Annotated in this window: 29 protein-coding genes and 4 pseudogenes; 10 read left to right on the top strand and 23 right to left on the bottom strand. The window is 22.9% G+C overall.

Annotation, left to right across the window (positions count from 1 at the left end; all coding sequences use genetic code 4):
- Window positions 1-16: 16 nt before the first annotated feature.
- The 5 genes and pseudogenes from T383_RS0103200 to T383_RS0103210 form a co-directional block, all read right to left on the bottom strand.
- The gene (locus tag T383_RS0103200; RefSeq protein ID WP_033160228.1) at window positions 17-715 is read right to left on the bottom strand and encodes a hypothetical protein; all 699 of its coding nucleotides are present in this window, start codon (window positions 713-715) and stop codon (window positions 17-19) included.
- A 42-nt stretch (window positions 716-757) separates the two neighbouring features.
- Window positions 758-880, bottom strand: a pseudogene (locus T383_RS04005) (glycosyltransferase family A protein); the annotation flags it as partial.
- On the bottom strand, window positions 829-1,044 hold the full coding sequence (locus T383_RS0103205) for a glycosyltransferase (protein WP_033160229.1): 216 nt from the start codon (window positions 1,042-1,044) through the stop codon (window positions 829-831). The pseudogene T383_RS04005 and the gene T383_RS0103205, both read right to left, overlap by 52 nt.
- A gap of 6 nt (window positions 1,045-1,050) precedes the next feature.
- Window positions 1,051-1,890 carry a glycosyltransferase gene (locus tag T383_RS04010; RefSeq protein ID WP_084269120.1) on the bottom strand — a complete coding sequence of 280 codons (840 nt, stop codon included), beginning with the start codon at window positions 1,888-1,890 and terminating at the stop codon, window positions 1,051-1,053.
- Window positions 1,883-2,095, bottom strand: a complete 213-nt coding sequence (locus tag T383_RS0103210; protein ID WP_033160230.1) for a glycosyltransferase — start codon at window positions 2,093-2,095, stop codon at window positions 1,883-1,885. The genes T383_RS04010 and T383_RS0103210 overlap by 8 nt, the downstream gene beginning before the upstream one ends.
- Window positions 2,096-2,470: 375 nt before the next feature.
- Between T383_RS0103210 and T383_RS03800 the strand changes: the two genes are divergently transcribed.
- Window positions 2,471-3,490: a glycosyltransferase family 2 protein gene (locus tag T383_RS03800; RefSeq protein WP_052664058.1), complete on the top strand. Its 1,020-nt coding sequence runs from the start codon at window positions 2,471-2,473 to the stop codon at window positions 3,488-3,490.
- Between the two features lie 31 nt (window positions 3,491-3,521).
- Here T383_RS03800 and T383_RS0103220 read toward each other — a convergent pair whose 3' ends face one another.
- From T383_RS0103220 to T383_RS0103285, 17 genes and pseudogenes are all read right to left on the bottom strand, one after another.
- A complete protein-coding gene (locus T383_RS0103220) occupies window positions 3,522-5,354 on the bottom strand; it encodes a hypothetical protein (RefSeq protein ID WP_156940256.1) in 1,833 nt (610 codons plus the stop codon).
- 180 nt (window positions 5,355-5,534) lie between these two features.
- Window positions 5,535-6,026 (bottom strand): glycosyltransferase, encoded by a 492-nt coding sequence (locus tag T383_RS0103225; protein WP_033160232.1) that lies wholly within the window; start codon window positions 6,024-6,026, stop codon window positions 5,535-5,537.
- A gap of 1 nt (window position 6,027) precedes the next feature.
- Complete coding sequence (locus T383_RS0103230; protein ID WP_033160233.1) at window positions 6,028-6,654, bottom strand: glycosyltransferase family protein; 627 nt, start codon at window positions 6,652-6,654, stop codon at window positions 6,028-6,030.
- A gap of 72 nt (window positions 6,655-6,726) precedes the next feature.
- Window positions 6,727-7,770, bottom strand: coding sequence for a glycosyltransferase family A protein (locus T383_RS0103235; RefSeq protein WP_033160234.1), 1,044 nt, complete (start codon window positions 7,768-7,770; stop codon window positions 6,727-6,729).
- Window positions 7,771-7,834: 64 nt separating this feature from the next.
- A complete protein-coding gene (locus T383_RS0103240) occupies window positions 7,835-8,512 on the bottom strand; it encodes a hypothetical protein (RefSeq protein ID WP_033160235.1) in 678 nt (225 codons plus the stop codon).
- Between the two features lie 138 nt (window positions 8,513-8,650).
- Window positions 8,651-8,707 (bottom strand): annotated as a pseudogene (locus T383_RS04015) (hypothetical protein); the annotation flags it as partial.
- The gene (locus T383_RS0103245; protein WP_033160236.1) at window positions 8,695-8,904 is read right to left on the bottom strand and encodes a glycosyltransferase; all 210 of its coding nucleotides are present in this window, start codon (window positions 8,902-8,904) and stop codon (window positions 8,695-8,697) included. The gene T383_RS0103245 and the pseudogene T383_RS04015, both read right to left, overlap by 13 nt.
- Before the next feature lie 122 nt (window positions 8,905-9,026).
- Entirely contained in the window at window positions 9,027-10,088 is a 1,062-nt protein-coding gene (locus T383_RS03805; RefSeq protein WP_052664059.1) for a glycosyltransferase family A protein, read from the bottom strand.
- Between the two features lie 690 nt (window positions 10,089-10,778).
- Window positions 10,779-11,642, bottom strand: coding sequence for a glycosyltransferase family 4 protein (locus T383_RS0103255; RefSeq protein WP_033160237.1), 864 nt, complete (start codon window positions 11,640-11,642; stop codon window positions 10,779-10,781).
- A gap of 112 nt (window positions 11,643-11,754) precedes the next feature.
- Window positions 11,755-11,934 carry a hypothetical protein gene (locus T383_RS0103260; RefSeq protein ID WP_033160238.1) on the bottom strand — a complete coding sequence of 60 codons (180 nt, stop codon included), beginning with the start codon at window positions 11,932-11,934 and terminating at the stop codon, window positions 11,755-11,757.
- Between the two features lie 67 nt (window positions 11,935-12,001).
- The gene (locus tag T383_RS0103265) at window positions 12,002-12,676 is read right to left on the bottom strand and encodes a hypothetical protein (RefSeq protein ID WP_033160239.1); all 675 of its coding nucleotides are present in this window, start codon (window positions 12,674-12,676) and stop codon (window positions 12,002-12,004) included.
- Between the two features lie 66 nt (window positions 12,677-12,742).
- A pseudogene (locus T383_RS04020) lies at window positions 12,743-12,907 on the bottom strand (glycosyltransferase family A protein); the annotation flags it as partial.
- Window positions 12,856-13,074: a glycosyltransferase gene (locus T383_RS0103270; RefSeq protein WP_033160240.1), complete on the bottom strand. Its 219-nt coding sequence runs from the start codon at window positions 13,072-13,074 to the stop codon at window positions 12,856-12,858. The pseudogene T383_RS04020 and the gene T383_RS0103270, both read right to left, overlap by 52 nt.
- 81 nt (window positions 13,075-13,155) lie before the next feature.
- A complete protein-coding gene (locus T383_RS03975) occupies window positions 13,156-13,662 on the bottom strand; it encodes a hypothetical protein (RefSeq protein WP_033160241.1) in 507 nt (168 codons plus the stop codon).
- A gap of 285 nt (window positions 13,663-13,947) precedes the next feature.
- Window positions 13,948-14,010: pseudogene (locus T383_RS04025) on the bottom strand (hypothetical protein); the annotation flags it as partial.
- Entirely contained in the window at window positions 13,998-14,234 is a 237-nt protein-coding gene (locus T383_RS0103280) for a glycosyltransferase (RefSeq protein WP_033160242.1), read from the bottom strand. The pseudogene T383_RS04025 and the gene T383_RS0103280, both read right to left, overlap by 13 nt.
- Window positions 14,235-14,263: 29 nt before the next feature.
- Window positions 14,264-14,995 (bottom strand): DUF1600 domain-containing protein, encoded by a 732-nt coding sequence (locus tag T383_RS0103285; RefSeq protein ID WP_052664060.1) that lies wholly within the window; start codon window positions 14,993-14,995, stop codon window positions 14,264-14,266.
- Between the two features lie 308 nt (window positions 14,996-15,303).
- On the opposite strand from T383_RS0103285, the gene upp reads away from it, so the two are divergent.
- The 5 genes from upp to glyA all read left to right on the top strand — a co-directional run bounded on the left by upp (window position 15,304) and on the right by glyA (window position 21,308).
- Window positions 15,304-15,924 (top strand): uracil phosphoribosyltransferase, encoded by a 621-nt coding sequence (upp, locus tag T383_RS0103290; RefSeq protein WP_033160243.1) that lies wholly within the window; start codon window positions 15,304-15,306, stop codon window positions 15,922-15,924.
- Complete coding sequence (locus T383_RS0103295) at window positions 15,924-17,168, top strand: DUF31 family putative serine protease (protein WP_033160244.1); 1,245 nt, start codon at window positions 15,924-15,926, stop codon at window positions 17,166-17,168. Before upp ends, T383_RS0103295 begins: the two co-directional genes overlap by 1 nt.
- 105 nt (window positions 17,169-17,273) lie before the next feature.
- Window positions 17,274-18,623 (top strand): DUF31 family putative serine protease, encoded by a 1,350-nt coding sequence (locus T383_RS0103300; RefSeq protein ID WP_033160245.1) that lies wholly within the window; start codon window positions 17,274-17,276, stop codon window positions 18,621-18,623.
- A gap of 122 nt (window positions 18,624-18,745) precedes the next feature.
- Complete coding sequence (locus tag T383_RS0103305) at window positions 18,746-20,080, top strand: DUF5378 family protein (RefSeq protein ID WP_033160246.1); 1,335 nt, start codon at window positions 18,746-18,748, stop codon at window positions 20,078-20,080.
- Window positions 20,070-21,308: a serine hydroxymethyltransferase gene (gene glyA, locus T383_RS0103310; RefSeq protein WP_033160247.1), complete on the top strand. Its 1,239-nt coding sequence runs from the start codon at window positions 20,070-20,072 to the stop codon at window positions 21,306-21,308. The genes T383_RS0103305 and glyA overlap by 11 nt, the downstream gene beginning before the upstream one ends.
- A 54-nt stretch (window positions 21,309-21,362) precedes the next feature.
- On the opposite strand, the gene T383_RS0103315 is transcribed toward glyA, so the two are convergent.
- On the bottom strand, window positions 21,363-22,793 hold the full coding sequence (locus T383_RS0103315) for an SDR family NAD(P)-dependent oxidoreductase (protein WP_033160248.1): 1,431 nt from the start codon (window positions 22,791-22,793) through the stop codon (window positions 21,363-21,365).
- A gap of 105 nt (window positions 22,794-22,898) precedes the next feature.
- Between T383_RS0103315 and deoD the strand changes: the two genes are divergently transcribed.
- From deoD to cdd, 4 genes are read left to right on the top strand one after another with little or no spacing between them, the layout of a single operon-like run.
- Window positions 22,899-23,615 carry a purine-nucleoside phosphorylase gene (gene deoD, locus T383_RS0103320; RefSeq protein ID WP_033160249.1) on the top strand — a complete coding sequence of 239 codons (717 nt, stop codon included), beginning with the start codon at window positions 22,899-22,901 and terminating at the stop codon, window positions 23,613-23,615.
- A 20-nt stretch (window positions 23,616-23,635) separates the two neighbouring features.
- A complete protein-coding gene (gene deoC, locus T383_RS0103325; RefSeq protein ID WP_033160250.1) occupies window positions 23,636-24,310 on the top strand; it encodes a deoxyribose-phosphate aldolase in 675 nt (224 codons plus the stop codon).
- 7 nt (window positions 24,311-24,317) lie between these two features.
- A complete protein-coding gene (locus T383_RS0103330) occupies window positions 24,318-25,577 on the top strand; it encodes a thymidine phosphorylase (protein WP_033160251.1) in 1,260 nt (419 codons plus the stop codon).
- Between the two features lie 17 nt (window positions 25,578-25,594).
- A complete protein-coding gene (cdd, locus tag T383_RS0103335) occupies window positions 25,595-25,996 on the top strand; it encodes a cytidine deaminase (RefSeq protein ID WP_033160252.1) in 402 nt (133 codons plus the stop codon).
- Window positions 25,997-26,004 lie beyond the last annotated feature (8 nt).

Consider the following 26,004-nt stretch of genomic DNA (forward strand, 5'->3'; position numbering starts at 1 on the left):
AATTTTTAGAATTTGATTATTTACAAAACCAATTATATATTAATGGAAGTAAATAATCACATATTGGCACATTTAAATGTAACCAAAAGTATATTTTCTTGAAACCTTTATAAGGTTTATATTTTTTTAAAAATATTTTTATTTCTTTTAGTGATGGAAAAAAAGTGTTTTCTATTTTACTCCATTTAATTGCCTTTCTAAAACCTCCCATTTCACCAACACTTTGATAAATACAAAAATATGTTAAATAATCAAATGCTTCTTGGGAATTATATATATTTCATTCTGGAAAACTTGTAAATCATTTTGTGTATATTTTCATTGTTTGAAATATATTATTTTTTCTAGAATTCCAGCAAACTGAATTTATATTATTTATTCGATAACAATAAAATATTTCATTAGTTCAAAAAGCATTTAATTTCTTGCTTAATAAATATGCATTAAAATATACATCATCATTTGGTAGTTTTAATGAATTAAAACAGACACTATCTAGAAATATATTCTTTTTGTAGGCATAGCTACAAATTAAAAATTTATTTCCTATTTTAAAAGTATTCTCAAATGATCAAATTATTTTTTGAGTAATTTTATCATTAACACTAATATTTTCCTTAGTATTAAGTTTTTTATTATTGTCAATTTCAATTGAATTAAATAAAACTATATCAACATCATTATTTTCAATAAATATTTTATTTAACTTATTCAATCATTGCCTATCACATATCCAATCATCTGAATCAACAAAAAGAATTATATCACCTACAGAATTTTTGAATCCAATTTCTCTGGCTTTATTAGGTCCTTTATTTTCTTGATGAATTAATTTAATGATCTGCCTTGTGTGTGTGTGTGTGTTAGATCATCAACTAATTTAATTAACGCTTCTTTATTTTTTTCATTGCTACCATCATTAACAATGATGATATCTTTTAAAAGATTCAAATCTTGGCAAATTAAACTTTCCAAACAAAATTTAGTTTGCTCAATTTTGGTATTGTAATAGGGAACAATGATTGAAAAAGTATAATTTGTCATTTTTGTTTACTGATTTAATTTCTTTGAAAGACCCAATTTATTATAGATTTTAAACAAAATTTTAGGAAATAAATAATCACAAATAAAAATATTAACATGAAGTCATATGTAAATTTTCTTTAAACCTTTATATGGTTGATATTTTTTTAAAAATGATTTTATTTCTTTTAAAGATGGGTAATATATTTTTTCTTGTTTGGCTCATTTAATTGCTTTTCTAAAACCCCCTATTTTACCTAAACTTTTGTATATGCAACAAAATACTAAGTAATCATGTGCAATTTCTGAATTTCAAACATTTCAATTTGAAAAACTTGTAAATCAAGTTATATAAACTTTTAATCCATACTTTTCAGTTTTATTTTTGTTATTTCAACATATTGAATTTAAGTTATTTATTCGATAACAATAGAATATTTCATTAGTGCATAAAACTTCATGTTCTTCACTTAGTAAAGAAGCATTAAAATAAGCATCCTCATAAGGAAGATTTAATATATTTCAAAACTTAACTTTATTTAGACATTTTCTTTTGTATGCATAACTTCATACTGCTATATAATTTTCATGAAATAATGAATAAAAAAAAGTTAATTTAATAATTTTGTTTTTAATTTTTTGGTTTTCTATTTTTAAATTTTCTTTAAAAGTATTGATTCCATCAAATCTTATTAAATCAATGTTTAAATTTTCTTTAAATATTTTATTTAATTTATTTAATCATTTTTTATCACATATCCAGTCATCTGAATCAACAAAAAGAATGATATCACCTGTGGAATGATCAAAACCAGTTTTTCTAGCGCCAGCTAATCCTAAATTTTCTTGATGAATTAATTTAATTATTTGCCTTGTTTGTGTGTGTGTGTGTTAGATCATTAACTAATTTAATTAATGCTTCTTTATTTTCTTTATTACTACCATCATTAACAATGATAATTTCTTTTAAAAGATTTAAATCTTGGCAAATTAAACTTTCCAAGCAAAATTTAGTTTGCTCAATTTTGGTGTTGTGATATGGAACAATAATTGAAAAAGTATTGGTGTTCATTTTTACTTTCCAAAATACCAATTATTAAAAAAATAAATACTTTGTAAATTTTAATTTTATTTTTACATATATTTTATATTTATCCTATTTTGGTAAAAATATTTGTATTTTTTTAAATATTCTATTAGTAATAAAATTATTTAATCAAAATAAATTTGGAAAAAATAAGAAATTTAGTTTTATATATGTTTTTCCATTTAAAGTGAAAGTTGCTACATTTTATTCTATTATTTTTACTTAATTTATGAAATTAAAAACTTTATTTTTTTAAAAAATACCTAAGAAAATATACAAAAAATTAATTTTAAATTTTTATATTTAATATTTATTTAAAATATACATAATATTTCAAGTATTTTTTATAAAAAAAAGATTATGCAAAATTCATTTTCAGTAATTATTCCATATTATAACACTAACATACAATACACAAGGTTTTGTTTAGAAAGTATATTGAATCAAGATTTATATTTGCTTAAAGAAATCATTGTAATTAATGATGGTAGTGACCTTGATAAAGAAATAGATCTAGTATGTTTAGTTAGTGAATTAAATGATAAGTATAAAAGATCTATTATAAAACTAATACACCAAACAAATAAAGGTGTTATTCTTGCAAGAAAAAAAGGAGTAGAAGAGGCCAAAGGTAATATAATTTTATTTGTTGATCCAGATGATTGAATATGTGATAAAAATGCCTTAACTAAGCTAAATGATTTATTTATTTCCAATGATGTAGATTTAATAAATTTTCAGTGTGTTAGTTCATTTGAAGAAGTAACAGAATTTAAACAACCTAAAATTAAAAATAAATTAAAAGTATTTGATTTAAATTGATATTTCAATGAGAATTTTAAACCTGGAACGCCAGTTACATTATGAATATATGCATACAAAAAATCTATATTAGTAGATCAAGTTATGTGAAATAGCATGAAAATGCCTTTTGATGATTTTTATTTTAATTCAATTTTATTGTCAAAAAAATTAAAAGGTTTGTGCACAAATCAATTTCTTTATGGTTATAGAAAAAATAGCATAAATTCAATTACATATCATTCATCTAAACTAGATATAAAAAAAAGAATATCTATTTTTTCTAAATGATTCACAACATTTAGTGATTGAAATATTTGAAGGTCATATGATTGTTATGAATATTGAGTCTCAACATTTATAGAAAATGCAGTTTCATCTATTGGATTTAGAAATTTGATAAAATTATGTCAAAAAAATAACATTAATTGTCCTGAGTTACAAGAAATGAAAAACTTTATTAAAAAATATAAATTTTATTCTGGACTAAGATGAATATATATGAATTTGTGTATTAATTTTTCATTTCTAGATTATTTATTACCAAAATTTTATAAGCATATTAATAACTTTGGTTAATTAAATTTATGGTTTTTTAAATAATTATTTTTTAAACTAATTTGAAGCAATAGTTAGACACAATACTAGATTCCATGTAGTAAAATTTAGATGAATTTAATGTTGGACTAGAAATGAATGTGTATATGTTTTCAAAAACATTTAATGAATATATATTTATTAAATTACTAAAATCCCCAGATCTTATTACAAGAATAAAAATAAACATTAGTAAATTTATAAATAATGCAAAATATATACTAATTTTTTGTAAATTTAATTTGAAATTAATTTTTTTTATTTTTATGTTGAAATTTTTGTAATTAAATTCCATAAACGCTTTTGTTAAAACTATCATTAAGACTACATATGGAATAAAAGTCATTCAAAAATTACCACTTAAATATAAAAATCTTCAAGCTGATGAGTTTCAAACCACTAAATGACTAATAGTTCCTCCTATTTCTGACACAAATCATAATGTGTAAATAAATAAAAATAATTCAAATCATTTTTTATTTTCATTTATAGATTTAGAACAAAAAATTAATCCTACAGATGTGATTGCTAATAGAAATATTCTTAAAATTGATATTTTATAATAGTTACTATTGTATTGAACTAATAAAAATGCAAAAGCAAACAACAATGTTAATACAACAATTTTGAATATAAAAGGTATTAATGAAATTTTATTTACATGATAAGTGTTATTTATTTTTGTTTTTATAAAAATTATTTTTTCATGTATTCATTTTTTTGGTTTAAAAAAATTAAATGATTTATATGTAATAATTTTTATTTTATGCCAAATAATAAAAATAAAATTTTGGATTTGTAATCAAAAAAATTTTGTTGTTAAAAATGAAATTAAAAAAGCTAAAACAATAATTAGAAATCCTGGTCAAAAAGCTTTAAATAATGTTAAAAATAATAAGCAAGTTAAAAAGAAGAATATACAATTAAAAACAAATAATTTTAAATCTTTTTTGTATATGGATATTAAAACAAATACTATAGATAAAGGTAAATAAAATAAGTAAGCTGTTATGGAAAAAAATGATAATGAAAACAAAGGATAATATAAATTAGTACTATAAGTTTTTCATTTAGAAGTATTTATAATTTCATAAATTATCAATATAAACAAAATTTCAAATGGACTATTATTTGCTGCTGTAATCCAAGAAAAATTAAATAATGTTAAAAATAAACAAAAAAGTTGTGCAAATATGGCCAAATATAAAGATCATTTTTTGTCTCTATATAGTAATAAAATAATTTCATTAATAGAATGACTTAATATGATTCAATATATTAAAGGGTTTAAAAACATGTAATATGGAATAACATTATTATTAATACTTCAAGCTGCATATATGTAGTAAATTCCTGAGTACTGATATTGACCTATTGTAGAGAATAAATTGGAAGAGTTATTTGGTTGACTATTTCCATCCAAACTCATAGATAATATGTTATTTTTAAAATTATTGGATATATTAATGTATGCCCCAGTATCTCCAAATTTGCTACTACTAAATAAGCAAATTAATAAAAAGAAAATGCTACTAATAAAAATAGGAATAGATTCATGCATTATTTTTTTAATATTTTTTTTGAAAAAATATGGTAACAAAACAAAATTACTAGTTGCTTGTTTTATTTTAAAAAAGTTTATTAAAAGATAACCTAAAAAAAGAATTATAGTTATCAAATAGACTCATACAACATAAAATATAAAATTTACTAAATTACTAGAAACAAATATTGTTACTGTAAAGTTTAAAATTATTAAAAACAAATAAATTGGTCTTAATGGTCTAATGTTAGTAAAACCCAAAATGTTGCTAAATAATTTTGTTACAAAAGGTGTTAAAAACAAAAATAACCCAATTATATAAACCACTTTAAATTCCTTTAAAATTCCAAGTTGCATATATATATATATATATATATATACCAATAGTAGTACCTTAACAACAATACTAAAACTTTATTTATTATAATAGATTATTATATGTTTACTGAATTTGTTACTAAGTATTATGTTTGATTGTTTAAACTAATTTTTAACTATTTGTAATCATCTATTTTCAAATTGCTCAAGAGATAAATTATTTTTAGCAAATTCAATACAATTTTGAACTAATTGATTGTATTCATTATTAGACAAATTCATAATTTTATTAATTGCTTCTAATCATAACTTGGAATCAAAACTATCAATTAATTTACCTCGAGTATCATCAATTAAAAAGCTAGCATTTAAATATGTATTAGCAATGATGCATGGAATTCCATGCGATAATGCTTCAACAACAATAAGCGGGAAACCTTCATATTTTGATGGCAACAAGAGCAATTTTACTTTATTCAAAATCAAATTTATATTTTCATTTTTAAATGGTCCATGCAAAATAATATCAGGATTATTTTCTATTAAATGTTTATCAGGTCCATCACCATAAACATGAATTTGAATTGGTTGATTATTCTTATTAGCTTCATTTGTTATTTTATTTAAAAATTGAATGTTTTTTTGTTTATTATCCAATCTACCAATGAATGCAATTTGATTGCGTTCGCTTGTGTGTGTGTGTGTGTAGTTTTAATACTATTCCAGGTGTAATTTGATGTATTTTTTGTTTTTTTATCTTGACAAGATGATTTTCCACAAGATATTCAACATCTTTTTTGGTAAATGTAATAATATTGGGAAAATTAAATCTATCTTTTATAAATAAAATTTTTTTAAGCAAACGTCTTATTTTAGTACCTATAACTATTTCAGCATTGAAATGTTGAATCCAAAAGTATTTAACACGCCTAATAAACGAAATATAAGTTGTAAGATTATTATCGATAACTATGTTTATTTCATTTTGCTTAATTATTTTTTTAGCTAATCAATTAACTTTTATGGAAATCCAAAACAATTTGATGTATCTAATTAAAAAGTTGTATTTTTTATAATCTAATTTGGATTTAATGTAGTATGGATGATTTATAAAATAAAAGTTATGATGTTGGTTTTTAATTTTACAAACTTCTGATGGCATTTGACTTAATTCAAATACTTTATAACCATTATTTAAAAATATTTGAATTAACTTAGAAGTATAAGATTCAATTCCACCTAATTCTGTATGTGGTTTTGGATTTATTATTAATATTTTATTCATAATTTTTATCTATATACAAAAATACTAACAAGCATGAGTATATGTACATAATGAAAATTATATTATAGTAATTTAAATATTAATTTGATTTTTAGCAAAAAATTTACGATATAGTTTTGGTATGATTACATCAATTATAGGATTTAAAACCATTCCATAAAAACATAAATTTTGAATTAATTTAAAGGGCTTGTATTTTTTTATTACTTCCTTTATTTCTTTTCTAGTAGGAATAAATATATTTTCATTTTTTGCTATTTTTTCTAAATTTCTAAATCCTACAGTTAAAATTGCATCACATGTAAAATTTCAAATTCAATACTCTTTCATTATTTTGGATGTATTTATATTTAAATATTCATTTTCTAAAAATCATTTATTGAATATTTTTAATCTTTGAATAATATTTAATTTCATTGCATTTGTTAAATTAGATTCTGGATTATTAACTCTATATGCATAAAATATTTTATTTGTAACAATTGCAGTATATTTTTGTTTTAATAAACAAGCATTAAAATAAATATCTTCAAATGGTAATTTTGGAGAATATCAAAATTCTTTATTTTCTAAACATTTTCTTTTGTAAGCAAATCTACATATAGAAATTGTCGATTCATTTGTTCTAAACATATTTCATAAATATCAATTTATATCTATTATTTTCTTTGTGTAATAAATGTTATTTTGGTAAATTTGATCATTTTCTTTTTGAACATCAAATTGATTAAAACTTATTATTTCAATGTCTAGATTTTCAATAAATATTTTATTTAATTTATCTAATCAAACTTTATCACATATTCAATCATCTGAATCAACAAAAAGAATAATATCTCCAGTAGAATAATAAAAACCAGTTTTTCTAGCAGCTGCTGAGCCTAAATTTTCTTGATGGATTAATTTAATAATCTGCCTTGTGTGTGTGTGTGTTAGATCATCAACTAATTTAATTAATGCTTCTTTATTTTCTTCATTACTACCATCATTAACAATGATAATTTCTTTTAAAAGATTTAAATTTTGTACAAGTAAACTTTCTAAACAAAATTTTACTTGTTTTATTTTTTTGTTGTAGTGAGGAATTATGATAGAAAAACTATTGTTTGTTGTCATAATAAAAATAACTTTTATATTAAATTAAGTATAAATTGAAATTAGTTTAATTATAAAAAAACATTTATTGCTTAAGTGTACTTTTAATAAAATTAAAAATTTTACAAATTTTTAAAAATAGTAATGGTAATAAATAATCAAAAAAATTAACATATAAACACAAATTAATATAAATTTTTTTAAAAAACGGTTTGTTAGAATAAAATTTTTTACAAAACATTTTTATTTCTTTAAATTGCGGATATAAAATGTTTTTCTTTTTTAAAATTTTTATTATTTTTCTAAAACCAAACTTAGAAAAAGTGATTCCAATAAGAATTCATATTCAATATTCTTTACATTTTTGAAAATTAAATATATTTCAATTAGGAAACATAGTAAATCATTCATTAATAATTTGAATTTTCTCAAAAATGGTTAATCTTTGTGAATTTCACATTAAAGAATTTTCATTATTTATTCTATAAATATAAAATATTTCACTTGTTAATAGAATCTTGTAGTTTTTACTTACTAAGTATGAATTAAAATAAACATCTTCATGCGGTAACTTTGTAAAGTTTCATAAAGCACTATCTAATAATATTTCTCTTTTGTATGCATATCTTCAAACTATTTCTGTAGCAAGTTTGTTGTTGACTAAAAAATTTAAATCTAAATTATGAATTTCACTTTGAATATTTTTTTTATTTGTATAAATGTATTTGTTTAATTCACTTTTATCTATTTTTTGGTTATTCATAGATAAATGATTAAATAGTATTAATTTAATGTCATTTTGTGTATTAAAAATATTATCTAATTTATTTAGTCAGGTTTTATCACATATCCAATCATCTGAATCAACAAAAAGAATGATGTCACCATTAGAATGATCAAAACCAGTTTTTCTAGCCCCTGCTAGTCCTAAATTTTCTTGATGGATTAATTTAATAATCTGCCTTGTGTGTGTGTGTGTGTTAGATCATCAACTAACTTAATTAATGCTTCTTTATTTTCTTTATTACTACCATCATTAACAATAATAATCTCTTTTAAAAGATTCAAATCTTGGCAAATTAAACTTTCCAAACAAAATTTAGTTTGCTCAATTTTGGTGTTGTAATATGGAACAATTATTGAAAATTTTTTCATTTTAATAAAGTCAATAAAAAGTAAATTTATGTTTGTAGTATGAATTATGAAACATTTTTAAAAAGTTTTAATTATAAAGATAGAAAATATTTTATAAAAAACAATTATTTATTCAATATTGTTTAGCAATATTTATTTGTAAATTTTTTATTTTTAAGTTTAATAATTAATTTATAAAAAATGGGGAATAAGTAATCACAAATTGAAATATTTATACAAAGTCAAATATAAATTTTTTTAACATTTACATATGGATTATATTTATGTAAAAAACTTTTTATTTCTTTTAAGGAAGGATAATTAATTTTTTGTTTTATACATCATTTTTTCATCCTTCTAAAACCACCTACTTGACTCATTGTTTTGTAAATGCAACAAAATGTTCAATAATCTTTAATGAGATTGTTATTAAAAATATTTGCATTTTCAAATGTAGTAAATCATTTTGTGTATATTTTTATTTCATCTTTTGTAGTGTTTTGTTTAGAATTTCAACAAATAGAACCAGGGTTATTAATTCTATATGCATAGAATATTTCATTTGTTTTTAAAATATTTAATTTTTTGCTTAAGAGGCAAGCATTAAAGTATGCATCATCTCTTGGCAACCTTAATGAATTTCAAAATATTGGATCAATTAATATGTTTTTTTTATATGCATAACTTCAAACTGCAATTTGATTTTCATAGTTTATTGTTTCTTGAAATGTTCATTTACAATATTTAATTTTTGTAATAATTTTTGGAACCTTTATTTTTTCATTTATTACTTCTATTCCTTTAAATGCAACAAGATCTATTATATTTTTGGAAAAATAATTATTTAGCTTGACTATTCAATTTTGATCAATAATTCAATCATCTGGATCAACAAATAAAATTATTTCACCATTAGAATTGTAAACACCATTTTTTCTAGCAATAACAACTCCTCTATTTTCTTGATGAATTAATTTAATGATCTGCTTTGTGTGTGTGTGTGTGTGTGTTAGATCATCAACTAATTTAATTAATGCTTCCTTATTTTCTTCATTACTACCATCATTAACAATGATAATCTCTTTTAAAAGATTTAAATCTTGGCAAATTAAACTTTCCAAACAAAATTTAGTTTGCTCAATTTTGGTATTGTAATAAGGAATAATAATTGAAAAACTGTAATTTTTATTTTTGTTAAAATTCATTGATTATTGATTATTATTTCTATTTAAATTTAAAAAAATGTTTAACTAGATAAAAAATTTATTATTTTAAAAGATATATTGAGATTAGTATTATAACTTTAATTTATGTAAATTAAATTAATTGTGCGTGATTTGCTATTTTTCTTAAATCTTGATCTACAAATTTGATATTTAATAATAACTTATAACAATATCTTATAATTTTATTTCTATATTTATATTTTTAATAAAGTCTTTCATTTAATAAGTATTAGGAAATAGTAATTTATCTAAATAATTAGTTTTTAAATTTTTCTAAATGACAATAGGATTAAATATTTTTAATCTAGACTGATATTCAATAATTTTTATATTCTTGGGATCAAAAAATGTTAATTTCAGACTAAATATGCAAATCACATATTTATTATTTAATCCTATTAATTAAACTGAATTTATTTATTTCTGTGATTTTTAAATTTAATTTTTCCTAATTAAATATGAATTGGAGTATACATCTTCAGATAATAAATTTAAATTAAATCAAAAATTATTATCTTTTAAAACATAAGCTTTTAATAAATATACTAAGAGAAGACACTAGAGAAATATTATTTATATTTTTATTTGAAACCATATTAATATGTAGTTTAATTAAAAGTATTATGCTAGTTCATTAATGTTACTATTGATAAAATATTAATTTATGTATTAAATTGATTCAATTAAGTCTATTCATTTATTATTAAATTTTTCTAGTGATAATTCACTTGCTGCAAATTTGAAAGATGCATCAGACATATTTTTATATTGAGTTGCATCTAAATTAACAATATGATTTATTTTTTTTACTCAATCATCTGGATTAAATTCATTAATAATAGATCCTCTTTTATCATTAATAAAAAAATCATGATGAAAGCATTTACTAGAAATGATGCATGGAGTGCCATGACATAAAGCTTCAGATATAACCAATCCATATGGTTCTTTTTTAGATGGGACTAATAATATTTTAATTTGTGAAAATATTTGTTTTATTTCGTTATTGTTAAAACTTCCATGAAAAATAATATTTTTGTTATTTTTTATTAAGCATTCATCTTTTCCTTTGCCATAAACATGTATTACTTTATTGTATTTTTCTAATTTATTTGCTACTAAATTTAAAAAGTTAATATTCTTTGTATTGTCATCAATGCGTCCTATAAATGCAATTTGATTTTTCAATTGATAGTTTATTTCATTCATGTATTTAGAAATATTACTTTTTGACTCACTCCCTGGAGTTATTAAAAAAATATTGGATTTATTATTAGGAAATTTTTTAAGAAAATAATCTTTATCTTTTGTTGAATACAAAACTATATTAGGTCATTTAATTTCATTTAAAGATTTAGATAAAAATCTAGTTAATTTTTCTCTTCAATTTAATTTAAAGTAGTCCTTTATTAAATCATGTTGTACCCAAACATATTTTATATTAGATATAAAGTAAAATTTAGTTGCACGAGTATTATTAATAACAATATCAATTTTTTGCTCTATAGATATATTTTTAATTTGTTTTGCCAATCTATATTGGTTTATTAACGTAAGAAAAAATATTAATTTAGTTTTATCTAAAAATTTAAAAAATCGATTATTTTTTATTTTTATTAACTTATTAGGAATGTTTAAATAATTTTTAATCTCTCTCTCTCTCTCTTAGAAAGGTATTATTTTTTTTATATTCAATTGTAAAATCAGTGTTTATTTCAAAAACAGTATGCCCTTCATTTAAAAATAAATTTATAAGATTTTTTGTATATGTTTCGACTCCACCCAAATTAAGGTGATGTTTTAGATTTAAGATTAATATTTTCATTTGTGTATGTATCAACTTCAATATTTTAATTATTATATTTAATGAAGATATAGATTAAAGTATACACTTAAATGTTTTTTATTATTTTATTTTTTATGGAATAAATGTTTACATAAATCTTGTAAAATATTTTTCTTAAATTAAAGTCCATAAATTTATTGCTTAAACATAATTTAATGTACACTCGCATAAAAACATTTCTAAACTTATATTTTTTAATAAAAAATTTAAATTCTTCTATTTTTGGATGAGTTAATTCATTTTTTTCTGATGTTTCTAATATTTGTCTAAAACTTCCATGAGATAATATTATTCTCATATATACTGAAATTCAATAATCTCTACATTCAGCATATTCAAAAATATTTCATTTGTCATTAGATTGAAATCATTTATTTATTATTTTAATTCTATCTAATGCATTAAAATTTTTTGTATTGTACATTATGGAATTCAAATTATTCATTCTATAGCAATAAAAGACTTGATTAGTTAAAATGCAATTTAATTTTTTGCTTATTAAGTAAGAATTAAAATAAACATCTTCAAATGGTAAATTTAAGTTAAATCAAAAATTACTATCTTTTAAAACATAAGCTTTATAAGCATATTCTCATACAATTACTGGTGGTATAGCTACTTTATTTTTGTCTAAAAATCATTTAATATCTAATTTTAAATGTTTAATTTTTATATTATTTTTTTTAATTCAATAGTCATTTTGATAATTATTATCAAGCACACACTTAGAGTTATATTTAATTATTTCAACATCATAAATATGAAAATATTTGTTTAATTCATCTAACCATTTTTTATCACATATCCAATCATCTGAATCAACAAAAAGAATGATGTCACCATTAGAATGATCAAAACCAGTTTTTCTAGCACCTGCTAGTCCTAAATTTTCTTGATGAATTAATTTAATAATCTGCCTTGTGTGTGTGTGTGTGTTAGATCATCAACTAATTTAATTAATGCTTCTTTATTTTCATCATTACTACCATCATTAACAATGATGATCTCTTTTAAAAGATTTAAATTTTGCATAAGTAAACTTTCTAAACAAAATTTAGTTTGTTCAATTTTGGTGTTGTAATAAGGAACAATGATTGAAAAAGTATAATTTGATTGCATATTTTAGTGGGTTTAACTATATTTAAAGAATTTAGCTAAAATTAATAAAATTTATTTTAATTTATTATTAATCAAATAATATTAATCTTTTACATTAATTTTATGTTTTGCAATAAATTTATTACAAAATCTTCCTAATAAAAAATCTAACAAAAAATTGTTTAGCATAAGATAAATATATATTTTTTTTATTCCATTAAATACCTTATATTTTTTAATAAAATTTTTTATATCTTTTAAACTAGGTGAAGTTTCATTTATATTTTTAGCTAAATTAATAGTTTTTCTAAAACCTATTGTTGGGATTGCATTATAAATAATAATCCAATTAAAATATTCTTTTGCCACATGGGATGTGTAAATATTAAATATTTTTGAACTAGTAAACCATTCATTAAATATTTGCAATCTTTTTTTTAATGATAATCTACTTGATGAAGTTACATTTGAGTTTAAATTATTTACTCTATAACAATAAAAAATTTCATTAGTGACAAGTGCCTTGAAATTATTACTAATTAGAAAAGCACTAAAATATCAGTCTTCATATGGTAATTTTAAACAATTTCAAAATCCTTTATTTTTCAATACATTTCTTTTATATGCATATCTTCAAACTGCTACTGTAGATTCTTTTGAATTAAAAATATTTTCAAAGTATCATTTAGTGTTTAATATTTTAATTTTTTTGTAAATGTTTTTGGGTTGAACTACTAAACTATTTGAATCTCTGTAATCAACTTGAAATTCACCAAATGTAATTAAACTTATTTCATAATAAGTTAAAAATCAATTATTTAATTTTTGAATTCACTTTTTGTCTTCTATCCAATCATCTGAATCAACAAAAAGAATGATGTCACCATTAGAATGATCAAAACCAGTTTTTCTAGCGCCAGTGGACCCTAAATTTTCTTGATGAATTAATTTAATGATTTGCCTTGTGTGTGTGTGTGTGTGTGTGTTAGATCATTAACTAATTTAATTAATGCTTCTTTATTTTCTTCATTGCTACCATCATTAACAATAATAATTTCTTTTAAAAGATTTAAATTTTGGCAAATTAAACTTTCCAAACAAAATTTAGTTTGGTTTAAATCCGTATTGTAATAGGGTATAATAATTGAAAAACTGTAATCATACTTTATATTTAAATTCATTAATAATTCCTAATGAAAATTTGTTAAGTCTATTTACTTTTTTTTATTTTAATTTTTTTAGCTGAAAAATAAAAACCAGCAAATGTTAATGGAAAGAAAATTAAATAAATTGAAGCAATAGCTGGTCAAGCTATTTGCGGATGATTTTTTGTATCAGTTGCAATATTATAAACTGTATAAACCTCACCATCATTTGTATTAAAAACAAAAGGAATGGTTGATAAATAAATAACATAAATGGTTGGGTATATCATTCCTAAAATTAAAGTTCTTGAAAATTTTCTTAATTTTATAGTTTGAGGTTCTAAAAAAAATCTAAGAATCCCAGAAACCATGAATACAACTGGACACACTAAATGAGCTCATACACTTACAAAACAATCAAAAGGATCTTTTGGATAACCACCTTCAAGGATAGTTAGTATGAAGTTATATCCAAAAAATGTAAAAAATATATAAGATAAACTACTAATTAAAAAACTATCAGTTTTTAAGAATTGATGTTTAGGAAAAAATACAAAGAATATGCTAAAAATCAATAATAACATATTACTTTGTCAAGTGAATTTATCAATTGTTGTTCATGGTGTATTTAAAAACTGATTTTGCAATAATTTGTCAACTATTTGATTTATTAACAAACCAAAAGAAGTTAAAAAAAAGAATAAAGCAGAAAAGAAAATTCAGCGAATTGTAGAAAAACTTTTAAAGTAATTTACAAAAGTAACATTGGAATTACTATATTTTTTTTTAAAGTGCATCTAAAACTTATATACCTATTGTTAATTTATGTTTAGTAAATGATACTATAATTTATTAATGTTTGATTTTATGAAGATCATATTACTTAACTTAAATTTTGTATTTTAAATAAATAAAATTCATCATTTTTGTCTAATTTTTTTAAAAAATATGAATTAATTTACATTAATTAATTATTGTTAAATGTTTAAATATTAAACACTATAACTTAAGTAATTTTTACTATATTATCTTTTATGCAAAGAATCATATTAATGATAGTTATTGTATAATCTAAACCATATTCATTTAATGGGCAAAATTAAATATGCATACAGTTATTGATCATCCACTTGTAAAGGATAAATTAACTAAAATAAGAGATAAAAATACAAAATCTAAAGATTTCCGTGATTTGCTAAGAGAAATCACTGCTTTGATGATGTATGAAGTTGCCAAATTTTATCCTTTAAAAAAAATAAATATTGAGACACCTATTTCAAAAACAATTGGTTATCAATTAAAGAATGAGTTAGTTTTAGTTCCAATTTTGCGCGCAGGATTAGGTATGGTAGATGGCATCAGTCAAATTGTTCCTTCAGTTAAAATTGGACATATTGGTCTTTATCGAAATGAAAAAACGTTAAATCCAATAGAATACTACACCAAATTACCAAATAGTGTTAAGAATGCTGATGTTTTAGTTTTAGATCCAATGCTTGCAACAGGCAACTCTTTAAGTAAAGCAATTGATCTTATAAAAAAATTTAAACCTAAATCTATTAAATACCTTGGTTTAGTTGGTAGTTATTTTGGTCTTAAGAAAGTTCAAAAAGATCATCCTGATGTTGATATTTTTTTGGCAGGTTTAGATGAAAAATTAAATAAAGATGGTTATATTACTCCTGGTCTTGGTGATGCAGGCGATCGTTTATTTGGTACCAAATAATGAAATACTTTAACAAAAAAGGCATTTTTTATAATTTAATTGCTATATCTTTGTCTGCAATTATTACTTCTTCTGTTTTTATTGCAACTTCATGTTCTACAACAGCACCAGTTAATAATAAATTTTCACATGCAATTCCTACCAATACTGTTTATCAAACTATTCATGACTTAGAATATTCATTATTAATTGTTAATAACGATAATAAAGCTACATTTGGTACTGGTTGAATGTTTGATTTTCAATTCAATAACAATAATAAGGATGTAACATTTTACTTAGGAACAAATTTACATGTTGCAGATGCATTACATAATTCTGAAGACAAGATGGATTTAAGTGGATTAGTGACAAAATTATTTTATCTAGGTAAATATGATAATGGTATAAATAGTGATTTATCATCAATTAAATTTCAAAAAGATGTTACATATTGCAAATTAAACACTTTACCAAAAACTCAATTTGTAGGAACAAATGTTGTTACTAGTAAATTTTCTAGTTCTTACATTGATTTTGCTGTTTTTGCAGTTACACTTTCAATAACTGATCCAATTTATACTAATTGAATTTCTAATTCAATCAATCGATTAAAACAAATAGTTGGAAACATTAGTTATTCTTCATATGTTGATAAATTGTTTCCTATTCAAGATGTTTCTAAAAATAATTTATCAAATTTGAAAGCATATGTTGCGGGTTATCCTTATTATGATGATAAAAATGCTTTCTTTTATCAAACACAATCAATTCTTTCTTCTCCTGGATCAGCATGTTGAACAATTAATGAACCATTAAATGATAAGCAAAATCCAGTTAACCCAAATTATGAAGGACAAAATTTTGATTTATCCCAAACTGCAAATAAGAAACCATATGGATTTAAAATGGTTTTACCAGGAATTTATATTTCTGAAGAATTAAAGAATTGATCTATTAGCTATCATGGTTTGCAATATAATCAATCAGGAGTTGGTTATGTAATTGATAATTCTAATATTTCTGAAGGCTCTTCAGGAAGTCTTTTGATGAATCAAAATAATGAAATTATGGGTATTTATTATGGCACATTTAGTTATTCAGATAAAAATATAGAATCACCTTTTGGTTTGAGTCAAATTTTACGTTTTAATGATTCTACTAATAAACTTCTAGTTAATTCATATGATTTAATTGCTGGTCAACAAAATTCTTATAAATCTTCATTAAATAATGCTAAAACTTGATTGTTTTATGGCATTTAATTTTATTGTTAAACAAAACTATTTAAATATTTTGATAATCATAAAAAAGTAGTAATCAAACATTGTTTTTATATTTAAGTTATAATATAATGAAAAGATTACACTATGAAAAAAATAAAATTAAAAAATAAATTTTTAGTTTCAAAATGATTTGTTGGCATTATTGGATTAGGTTTAATTCCATTAATCCTTACAGGTTGTTCTTTTTCAAGAATAAGTTATTCTCCACAAGCAGTACAAAGTAACTTTTCCCATGCTGTTCCTGCAAATACCCCATATGAAATTGCTCATGATTTAGAGTACTCTCTAATGATGGATAATTCAAAAGATGGATTAAATAAATCAAGGGTATTTGGAACAGGTTGATTATTTGATTATAAGGATAATGGTAGTAATTGTACTTGTTATTTTGGAACTAATTTGCATGTTGCAGATGCATTATTGAACCCTAATGATAATCCTAGTTATTTATCACCTAGTTTGTTAAATGTTAAAAATTATGCTAACGTTATTACAACTCGTGCATTTTATTTAGGTAAATATTCAGTTGTTACTAATGATGGAACTCCTGGAACAACATCATATTATGAGGTAGGTTCATTTAATCCAATTACCAAAACTAATTCTTTGCCTAAAACTCAATTTGCTGCGACTGATTTTTATAAACCAATTATTAGTTCAAACTTAGAAGGTCTTGGACTTATGAATAATTATTATGTTGATTTTGCTGTAATATCAGTCAATATTAATACATCATCTTACCTTTATCAAAATTTGATTCAAAAATCAATTAATAGATTAAATCAATTGGTTGATAACAATGAAACTTCTTCAAAATTAGATAAAATTTTTCCAGTTCAAATAATTAACAAGGATTTTTTAAATTCTTATAGATCATATATTGCTGGCTATCCATATATGTCTACCGCTCAATATTCAACTAATTTACAACCTAATTTATATGAATTAGGAAGTGGTTTTTGAACTGTCAATGAGCCATTGAATTCTAGTGGGCAACCTACAAATTCTAATTATCAAGGTCAATCTTATGATACTAATCAGAATAGTAAAGCAATTGGTTTTCCCACTTACATACCTGGAGTTTATTTTCCACAATTATTAGATTGAAGTTTAAGTTATCATGGAACTTCATATAAGCAACAAGGTGTTGGATATGTCATTAACAATTCCAACTTATCTGGTGGTTCTTCTGGAAGTTTGAATTTAAATCAAAATAATGAAATCATGGGCATTTATTTTGGAACTTGGTCTTATAAAACAGGAAGTAGTAATGTTACTCAAGAAGTGCCTTATGGTTTGTCTCAACCATTAAGAGCTTCCAATAAGTCAAATTATCAAATATTTAGTTCCTATGATTTAATTGTTGGCAATGAAAATACAATAAATTCATATAAATCTTCTTTAAATGGTGAGCAAACTTGATTGTTTTCTTAAAAATGATAGCAATTTTATAAGTTAACTTTTTGTTTTGTTATAATTTTAAAACATAGATAATATAGATAATTTTAGTCAAATTAGCATATTAAATTTTATTTATTTAAAAAGGAATTAATTGTATGCAGTCGGTTTTAAATGACCAATTAACCGGTCGAATTATTATTGGCATTTTGATGACTATTTTTCTATCTATAATTGCTGGTTTTGTTTGTTATGCTAAAAAAAATAATAATCATAAGCATTGATTTAAACCAATTGGTTTAAAAAGCGCTTTGTACAATGAAAGATTTTTATTGTGAAAAAGTGACTATCCAATCTGATTAGGAGTTGCAATTTTTATTTTCTTTTATTGGTTTGGAGCTTATTTTATTGTTAATTTAATTCAGTTAAGTCAGTTTAATTTTGTGTTAAATGATGCTCAAGCGCATGGTGGGATTAAATTTATTTGAGTTCCAAATAAAATTTTAACTAATGGTGATATTGGTGGTTTTGATGCTGTTTATTATGATGGAACACCAATCGATGGTTCATTGATGCCATATGTAATGAAGCAAACAAATGTTAATTACTATTTATTTTATATGATTAATGATTTATTAAGAGGAACTAATTTAGAAAATGTTTCAAGTCCTTTTTTAGTTTTTCCTGATCCTTTTACACCAATTTTAACTGATTTAAATGTAGTAAATCAAAATGATCCTTTATATGTAAATACAGTTATTGATAGTTTATCTAAAAATAATCAATTATATTTGTATCAACAAGCTATTTTGTGGTTACATTCTTTTACATTTAGTAATATTTTTGTGACACCATTATGTCAATTTTTATCCATTGCTTTCCCTTTATCTATTATTTTTTCTTATAAAAAAGATATTGCTTCTTTATTTGCTCCATGGGCTTTTTTAGGCGGATTTATTACAATTTATGGAGGCGTTGTTGCTGATGAAAATGTTCATGTTACATGGCAATTAATTTTTTTTGATCAGCAACTTTTTTTTGGTTACCATACTTATTTATTGGTTGGTGGTTTGTCATGAATGATTTATTCTAATAGATATAGTTTGTCCAAATTTTTCTATACTTATGTTTTAATTACTTTTTATGTTGTTTATGTTCTAATTGTTACAAGAGTTATGAATATTCAATATTTTACAACTGGATTAACTCGATTAGATTATTCGGTATCAGGTTCATATATTATTGCTTCATTAGTGTTAAGAGACACAAATATTGTTTTTCCATTTAATACTATTATTATGCTTTTTGTATTCACTTCCTTTTTAAATCTTGTTATTGCTTTAAAAAATTTAATTCACACTAAATATTGAAAAAAACGACTTATTAATTACAATGAAACCTTTGTTCATGATCTACAAATGTTTCCACAAGTTTTTAAAGAAAATTTAAATTCATTTAAAATGAAATTGGGTTTTTATAAGCATGAAAAATAAAATAGTTTCTAAATTGCTAAACCAAGAATTGATTAGACAACAATCTCACATTGAATTAATTGCTTCTGAAAATTTTGTCTCAGAAGATGTTTTAATTGCTGCAGGATCTGTTTTAACTAATAAATATGCTGAAGGTTTTCCTGGTAAAAGATATTATGCTGGATGTGAATTTGTTGATGCAATTGAAATGGAAGCCATTGAAACTTTAAAGCAAATTTTCAAAGCAAAATATGCAGATGTTCAACCTCATTCAGGTTCATCAGCTAATGCGATTGTTTATTTATCATTATTAAAACCTGGTGATAAAGTTTTAGCTATGGGTTTAAGCGAAGGTGGTCATTTAACACATGGTTCTAATGTAAATTTTTCAGGAAAAATTTATGATTTTTATCATTATGGAGTTAATAAAGTAAATAATTGTTTGGATTATGATGCCATTGAAAAATATGCAATTAAAATTAAACCCAAATTAATTGTTTGCGGCGCATCTAATTATTCACGAAAAATTGATTTTAAAAAATTTGCTAGCATTGCTAAAAAAGTTAATGCTTACTTAATGGCAGATATTGCCCACATCGCTGGTTTAGTTGCGGTTAATGAACATATGAATCCTTTGCCTTATTGTGATGTTGTAACTTCAACTACTCATAAAACATTAAGAGGACCTAGAGGCGGCATTATTATGAGCAATAATGAAGCAATTTTTTCAAAATTAAGATCTGCTTCTTTTCCAGGCAGTCAGGGCGGTCCATTAGAACATATTATTGCAGCTAAGTTGGTTGCTTTTAAGGAAGTAACTAAACCAAGTTTTAAAAAATATATTCAGCAAGTAATTAAAAATGCAAAAGTTTTTGCTGATTATTTTCAAAATCATGGTTTTGATGTAGTTACAGGCGGAACTGATAATCATTTATTCTCTATAAACATTTATAAAAATCATCATGTTACTGGCGATCAAGTTGAGGAATGATTAACAGCTGCTAAAATTATTGTTAATAAAAACACTATTCCTTATGATGAAAATTCGCCAAATAAACCATCTGGAATTCGTTTGGGTACAGCAGCAATGACTACTAGAGGTTTTAAAACTAAAGATTTTATTGATGTTGCAAAATGAATTATTGAAATTATTACCAACAAAGGTAATTCAAAAACAATTGAAAAAATTTCTAAATTAGTAAGTGAAAAGATTAAAAAATTTCCAATTTATCAAAATTTAAAATATTAGTATTTAATTTGTACTTAAAAATATTTTTAAATACATTTATAAACATAAACTAATTTAATCATTGTTTTCTCATTGGGAATACATTTTATTTATTTTTTTGAAGATCATTTTAGGTGAGATCATCTTTGATAGTTTAAACAACAATTTATATTTACCAATAGTAAATCTGATTGGCAAAATTTCTTTGTTTATGTTATTGTATAAGCATTTAGCTACTAATTCTGCTTTATGCCCATGATGTTCATCTTTTTCCATTTTTTGAATAGACTTGTAAATACGTTCTTTATATCTAGTATTTTGATCATGAACTGATAAATGACGGTTTTTACTAAAATTAGAACGCGTATCTCCGGGCATTAAATTAACAATTTTAATATTTTTATCATTAACTTGGTCTAGAATAATTTCTGAATAGACATCAATTAACACTTTTGTTAATGAATATCCGACTTGAAATGGAATCGTAAACACTCCTGCCATAGAACCAATATTTACAATTGTTCCCCTTGTTTGATTCAAAAAAGGTAATGCTAGATTAATTAATTTTAATCCTCCCATAACATTAATTCGATACATATCTTCAAATTGATCTGTATCTAAGTTTTCTAATGATGATCCAACACCAAAACCACTATTGTTAATTATTAAATGGATGGCTTTTTCTTTCGCAAAAATTTCATTAATAATGCTTTTAATATTATTTTCATCTTTTAAATCGCATTTAATGTAAATAATTCCATAATTTACTCCGCCCTGACGAGATAAAGAATAAACTTTCCAATGATTCTGAATTAAGTATTTAGCAATTGCTAATCCTATTCCGCCTGAAGCACCAGTAATGATGGCAACTTTTTTATTTTTATCATAATCTCAATCAATAACCTTGTTATATTTAACTTTAGATCTTGATACAATTTCTTGATTTAAAATTCTTTTATTGATGTTTGTATAAACTCATTGATTTTTTGTTTGAAAAAATCTTACTAAGGCATCTGCATGATTTCAAAATGACTCATTTTGATTTCTAAAAATAATACCCATATTTACACCATAATTAATGGTTTCCATCAACATGCCTTCATAATATTTTCAAACATAATTGTTTATAATTCTGCTAATTAAATTTTGTTCATCATTTGGTAATGATATGATGTTAAGAATCTTAATTTTTTTATTATTAGTTAGCTGAAAAATACTTTGATGAATTTTGTTAAATCTAATGAATCATTTCAAAATAATTTCAAGATTATCATTTAGTAATAAATTTAATGAAGAAGTGTAATTTATTTTTGGAGGTTGAATATATAAAATAATTTCTTTTTCATCACTTTCTGAACGTAATTCTTGTTTAAATTTAACTCAGTCAATTTCACTAGTTTCTGGACTAATTAAATTTTCATATTTAACTTTACTTTTTGACAAAATGGCTTTAATTTCTTTTTCCAATAATAGGTCCTCAACAGCAATTAATGTTTGTAATCCCATACTAGTAGCCTTTCAATTTATTATGTATTAAATTGCAAAAAGTCATATAATCATTATGTATAACAATTTTATATAAATATTTTTTAATATAAGGATATTTGCAATATGACTCCACATATTGAAGCAAAAATTGATCAAATTTCTAAAGTTGTTCTAATGCCAGGTGATCCCTTAAGGGCTCAATGAATTGCTGAAAATTTTTTAACAGATATTGTTTGTATTAATAAAGTTCGTAATGTTCTAGGTTTTACAGGTTTTTATAAGAATAAAAAGATAACAATTATGGCTAGTGGTATGGGGATTCCTTCCATTGGAATTTATTCTTATGAATTGATGCATTTTTATAAAGTTAATTCAATTATTAGAGTAGGTTCTTGTGGTGCTCTGACAAAAAATCTTAAATTAGGTGATGTTTGTATTGCTGATAAAGCTTATAGTGAATCTATTTACCCTAAATTAATGGGAATTAAAACAACAAATAAAATTCTAAATGCTAGTTCGAAGTTAGTTAAACTAGCTAATCAAGTTGCCAAGAAAAATAATATTAATGTTAATCAAGGTTTAGTTATTTCCGAAGATGCTTTTTACCAAACTCTTTATAAACCAACAACAATGTATCGTAAACATAAAGCTTTGGCAGTTGAAATGGAAGCTTTTGGTTTGTATGCTAATGCTCTTAAAGAAAAAAAGCATGCACTAACCTTATTAACTGTTAGTGATTCATTAATTACACATGAATCAATGTCTCCAGAAGAACGTCAAAAAACATTTAAAAATATGGTTCAAATGGCTTTAGATATGTCAGTTGAACTTTTAAAATAAGTTAAGGTTTAATATACATTATGAGTTATATCTCTAATAAACTTTTTGATCATACTTTATTAAAAGCAGATGCGTCAGTAGATGAAATTAAAAATTTATGTACTGAGGCAATTAAATATAAATTTTTTTCTGTTTGTGTTAATCCATCATATATTCGATATGCAAAAAGTCAGTTAAAAAATTCAAATGTTAAGATTTGTACTGTTGTTGGTTTTCCACTAGGGCAAACTTCAACTAAACAAAAAGTTTATGAAACTAAACGATCAATCAAAGATGGTGCCGATGAAATTGATATGGTTATGAATATTCCTGAATTTAAACAAAATTGTGCATGTGTCATTAGTGAAATTAGAAAGGTAAAAAAAGTTTGCAAAAATACAATTTTAAAAGTGATTATTGAAACAGCTTTATTAACTGAAGAAGAAATTAGAAAAGCAACAATGGCTGTTATTGAAGCAGGAGCAGACTTTGTCAAAACATCAACTGGTTTTTCAACCAGAGGTGCTACAGTTAGAGATGTTGAAATTATGCGTTCGGTATCAGACGAATATGGACCAATTGGAATTAAAGCATCTGGGGGTATTAAAACTTTGGATGATGTTAAAGCTTTAGTCAATGCAGGAGCTACTAGAATTGGATCTTCAAAAAGTGTAGATATTATGTTGGAATTGAATCAACAAAAGGAAGGCAACTAACTGTATCATGAATGTAATTGAGTTAATTGATCTAAAAAAAAACAAAAAATTGTTATCTGAAGAGCAAATTAATTTTTTCATTCATGGAGTAGTTAATAAATTAATTCCTGATTATCAAATTAGTGCTTTGTTAATGGCTATTTGATTTAATGGACTTGATCAAAATGAATTATATTATTTGACCAAAGCAATGACTAATTCAGGTAAAATTTATAGTTTTCATCCTAGTTATAAAAAAATACTAATAGATAAACATTCAACTGGAGGAATAGGTGACAAAGTTAGCATTGCTTTAGCACCTATTTTAAGTTGTTTTAATTTGGGTATTTCTAAACTTTCTGGAAGAGGTTTAGGTTTTACTGGCGGAACAATTGATAAATTAGAATCAATTGGTGTTGATACAAATCTTTCAATTGAAGAAGCTAAAAAAATTTTAAATTCTAATGACATGTTTATTATTGGACAAACTAGTGACATTGTTCCAGCTGATAAGATTTTATATGCTTTAAGAGATGTTACAGGAACAGTAGATTCCTTACCTTTAATTGCAGCTTCAGTGCTATCAAAAAAATTTGCATTTGAATCTGACTATATTTTTATTGATATCAAATATGGTCAAGGTGCTTTTTGTAAAGATTTAAGTACTGCACAAAAATTAAAAGATATTATGATTAAATTAGCACAAAAATTTAACCGCAAAGTTTATTTTCTTCTAAGTGATATGAATCAAGTTTTAGGACAAGCAATTGGTAATGCAATTGAAGTTCAAGAAGTTGTAGATTATTTAAAGGATGAAGATTGAGTTTCTAAAGATTTTAAAAAAACTATGGAAACTTTAATTACTTTAATTTTAATAAAATCAAAAATTTGCAAATCTAATAGTGAAGCAAAAATTAAAATTAAAAATGTAATTAGTTCAAAAATGGCATTTCATAAGTTTATTGCTTGAGTAGAAGCTCAAAAAGGTGATGTCAAAAAAATCGAAAATAATAATTTTTTTAAACCAAAGTATGAATATACAATAAAAGCTCAAAAAAAAGGACGTGTTAGTTATAAAAGTGTTATTGATATTGCACAATTAAGTGTTGATTTAGGTTCTGGTCGATATGAAAAAAATGACAAAATTGATTATCAAGCTGGAATTTATTTACATGCAAAAGAAAAAGATAGTGTAAAAAATGGTGATAAAATTATATCCCTGTATTCTTCAAATCCAATTGAATTAGAATTGGTTATTCGGGCAAAAAATATTTTTAAAATTAAATAGATGGATGAATTGTATTTATGAAAAATCGAGATTTGTATTTTGAAAAATTACTAGAACTTTTAAAAAATGCTTATGTACCATATTCTCGTTTTCGTGTCTCATGTTTAATAATGTCAGATGGTGGTTGATTTGCTGGAGTTAATATTGAAAATTGTGCATATTCGCCATCTATTTGTGCAGAACGTAGTGCAGTTAGTTCAATGGTAACAGCTGGTTTTAAAAATATTTGTCAAGTATATCTTTTAACAAATACTTTAAACAAAGAGGTAGGAACTCCTTGTGGAGTTTGTCGTCAAGTTTTAAGTGAATTTGCTAAACCTAATGTTCCGGTTATTGCTTACAATCTTAAAGGTGAAAAAAAAGTTTATAAAATTGGTGAACTTTTACCTTTTAGTTTTAATGTTGATAGCATGAATTAAACAATTGC

Source organism: Mycoplasmoides alvi ATCC 29626 (assembly GCF_000701785.1).
GTDB classification, from domain to species: Bacteria; Bacillota_I; Bacilli_A; order Mycoplasmatales; family Mycoplasmoidaceae; genus Mycoplasmoides; species Mycoplasmoides alvi.